This is a genomic window from Mesorhizobium sp. M2C.T.Ca.TU.002.02.1.1 (genome assembly GCF_003997225.1).
On record NZ_RZTO01000672.1, the window covers coordinates 1 to 3463 of the forward strand.

General features: G+C 63.3%; 6 protein-coding genes. All 6 read left to right on the forward strand.

Annotated elements, in window-relative coordinates; translation table 11 throughout:
• Positions 1-768: response regulator (locus EOD07_RS27250; protein ID WP_245470514.1), on the forward strand; the 768-nt coding region annotated here is incomplete at its 5' end.
• 170 nt (positions 769-938) lie between these two features.
• A complete protein-coding gene (locus EOD07_RS27255; protein ID WP_018429836.1) occupies positions 939-1103 on the forward strand; it encodes a DUF1328 domain-containing protein in 165 nt (54 codons plus the stop codon).
• Positions 1104-1354: 251 nt separating this feature from the next.
• A complete protein-coding gene (locus EOD07_RS27260) occupies positions 1355-2305 on the forward strand; it encodes a sensor histidine kinase (RefSeq protein WP_245470515.1) in 951 nt (316 codons plus the stop codon).
• A 186-nt stretch (positions 2306-2491) separates the two neighbouring features.
• On the forward strand, positions 2492-2662 hold the full coding sequence (locus tag EOD07_RS37830; RefSeq protein ID WP_164772578.1) for a hypothetical protein: 171 nt from the start codon (positions 2492-2494) through the stop codon (positions 2660-2662).
• 125 nt (positions 2663-2787) lie between these two features.
• A complete protein-coding gene (locus EOD07_RS27265; RefSeq protein WP_127237601.1) occupies positions 2788-3114 on the forward strand; it encodes a hypothetical protein in 327 nt (108 codons plus the stop codon).
• 83 nt (positions 3115-3197) lie between these two features.
• The gene (locus EOD07_RS27270) at positions 3198-3443 is read left to right on the forward strand and encodes a YMGG-like glycine zipper-containing protein (protein WP_027166589.1); all 246 of its coding nucleotides are present in this window, start codon (positions 3198-3200) and stop codon (positions 3441-3443) included.
• Positions 3444-3463 lie beyond the last annotated feature (20 nt).

Here is a 3463-nt window from a genome sequence, read left to right on the forward strand (position 1 = left end):
CATCTTCCGTTCCTGCGCCGCTTCTCGCGGGCGGTATCGGGATCGCAGGAGAGCGGCGACGCGCTGGTCGCCGCGATGCTGGAAGCCATCATCGCCGATACCAATATCTTCCCCGAGGCCTCGAGCGACCGCATCGCGCTCTACAAGGTTTTCGCCAGGCTGTTCACCTCGGTGGCTATCCGCGTGCCGCAGGAACAGCCGCAGACCGCTTGGGAGCAGCGGGCCGCGGCCAATCTGAATGCGCTCGCGCCCCGTCCGCGCCAGGCTTTCCTCCTGGTTGCCGTCGAAGGCTTCAGCGAGGACGAGGCGGCGGCAATCCTCGATGTCGAGGAGGAAGAGTTCTCGGAGCTGCTGGCCCAGGCGAGCAACGAGATTTCCCGCCAGGTGGCGACCGACGTGCTGATCATCGAGGACGAGCCGCTGATCGCCATGGATATCGAGGAGATGGTCGAAAGTCTCGGCCACCGCGTGGTGGGCACGGCGCGCACACATGCGGAGGCGGTGGCCCTGTTCGGCAAGACGCGGCCGAAAATGGTCCTGGCCGACATCCAGCTCGCCGACGGCAGCTCGGGCATCGAAGCCGTCAACGAGATCTTGTCCTCGACGCCGGTGCCGGTGATCTTCATCACCGCCTTTCCGGAACGCCTGCTGACCGGTGAACGCCCCGAGCCGGCCTTTCTGGTCACAAAGCCCTTCAATCCCGACATGGTCAAGGCTCTGATCAGCCAGGCCCTGTTCTTCGACCGCCAGGCCAAAGCCGCCGCCTGAGCCTGCCGAAGCGAAGCTCTTGGAGCGCCACGCGAGGCTTTTTCGTCGCGCGTGAAGCTAGCCCGTTTGCGATTTGAAAAGCCCTTCGAGGGGGATCGTCTTTTTCGGCAAATGGTGGAACAAACGACACCGAGCCACGTTCTTTTCCCGACAGAAGAAGGAGACGCATCATGCTGTACTGGGCGCTCGTATTCCTCGTAGTTGCGATCATCGCCGGCGCGCTTGGGTTCGGCGGCATCGCCGGCACATCGGCGGGCATCGCGCAGATTCTGTTCTTCATCTTCCTCGCCTTCCTGGTGATTTCGCTCATTGCCGGCCTCTTCAGGAGAGCCTGACCGCGACACTGGAAGCCGCACCCCTCAAACGGTTTCCAGCCACCGCCGGACGGCGCCTCGAAAGAGCACCGTCCGGCGGACCGTTTTTGGGGGCCTCTGCGGTCGCGGGGGCGGTGGCTCGCGGAACCAGTTGCGGATTGATCCGTTCAAGGACCGAGCGCGGGGATATATTTCCAATGCCTTCCGAGGGTCCCACGAAAGACAAGAAGCAGAACGGCGAAGTGATAGCGATGCATCCCTCGGAGAGCGGGATGCAGCTGGGGCGGGCCCTGCTTCACGCCCTGCACAATGCCGGGATCTCGGTTCTCTACCAGGACCGGCAGATGAAGACGGTCTGGGCGCGCAACATGAGCGCGCCCTGGGCGTCCGAGACGGCCGACGGCAAGGATCTGCTTTCGCCGGTGCAGGCCAAGCGCATAGAAGCGGCCAAGCTGGGCGTGATCGAATCCGGCAACGCGGATCAGCTCGAGCTCAGCATTCCGGGAAGCCAGGGCGTCCGCTGGTTCCAGCTTTGGATCGATGCCGACCGCGGGGAAGCCGGCGACGTTCTTGGCGTCGTCACGACGATGGTGGAGACGACGGAGCAGAAACGCCGCGAGCAGACGCTGAAGGCATTGCTGCGCGAAGTCAGCCATCGATCGAAGAATCTCCTGGCCATCATCCAGAGCATCGCCACACAGACCGGACGCTATACGGAGACGCTCAGCGACTTCCTGGCGCGGTTCCGCGGCCGGCTGCAATCGCTCGCTTCCTCGCAGGATCTGGTCACATCCTCCAACTGGCGAGGAGCGGCGCTGCAGGAGCTCGTATCGGGCCAGGTCGGCCGCTACAGCAGCGATCTGGCCAAAAGCCTGCGGTTCACGGGCGAAAATCCCTATCTCAATCCCAACGCCGCCCTGCATATCGGCCTGGCGATGCATGAGCTGGCCGTGAATTCCGTGAGCTATGGCGCCTTGTCCCGGCCGGACGGGCATGTCGAGGTGCGCGCCCGGCTCCATCCCGAAAACGGAACCCCGCCCAATCTTTTGCTGACCTGGACCGAAGCGATCGGCGACGCCCCGCGCAATGAGAAGCGCTTCGGCAGCGTGGCGCTGGAACGCGTCGTGCCGATGTCGCTGAATGGCTCCGCGACGCTGGAAATCGGCAAGGACCGCATGGAATACCGTCTCACCGTCCCGCACGGGAATTTCGAGACGGATTGATCGTGCCGCCGATGGCGCGAGCAATTCCAAGTGCGTAGCTGTTTTCCGTCCGGAATTGCGGTAAAATCGAGCCTTGCCGGAAAAGCGTCTTAACCGGCTGTTCACCATAAAATCCGATCATGTGCTTCCGGCTAACAATACGCCGGACACCCATCCGCGCCCCGGCGCGCGATCTGGGAGACTGACATGATGGTTGCCGACATGAACAGGCTGGAACAGGCCGCCCGCGTCTCGATGAGCGGCTTCCAGGATGCCGAGCCGCCGCCGGCGCCGCGATCGTCGCATCTTTCGCTCCGCCTCGGCGCGATCGCGCTTCTGGCGGCCGTGGCCTTGACCGCGGCCTGGCAATTGTTCTGACCCCGCGCGGGATCGAGATAGAACCTTGAAGCGTCGCCTGAATCCGTTCGACGCGACGCCTTGAAATCCAGGCCCGGAACTTTCGTTCGCCGAGAATCGTTGTTTGCGGCGAGAGGTTTGGAGCCATGGAACACATCGCCGCATTGCTTTTCGTCGTCGGCTGTTCGAGCACGATGACCGATTGCCGGGAACTCCAAGTGCCCGTCAGCGTCTTCGAGAGCGCTGAGGCCTGCGTCGCCGAACGGCCTTTCGCCCTCGGCGACCTGCGGGGTCAGGCCCCCCACATCATCGGTAAGTGCCTCGCCGTCGATCCGGCGCTGGAGGACGATTACGACCGGATCGTCTGGAACGTGCGGTCCGACGGCACGCTGGTCGCGTCTTTGGAGGTTTCCGGCATGCTTGTCGCGTCAAACAGCGAGCGCCCCGAAAAAGACTATCTTAAACAACAGTAAGATCGGGCAGGCAAAGCCCGTTTTTTCGTGCTAAATGGCTGTTGGCACTGCCAAAAGTGAGGACAAAAGTGAGGAGCAATTCTATGCGGAAGATGATCATTGCCATGGTTGCCGTGGTCGCCGTCAGTGGCTGCACCACGACCGAGCAGGACGTCGTGGGCGGCGGCCTGATCGGCGCCGGCGTGGGCGGTCTGGTCGGCGGCGGCAAGGGTGCGCTGATCGGCGCGGCCGTCGGCGCCGGTTCGGGCCTTCTGGTTCGCAACCTGCGCAACGGCTACTGCCAGTATCGCGATCATCGCGGCCGGATCTACACGGCTCGCTGCAACTAGTTCAGTACCTGAGAGAGACC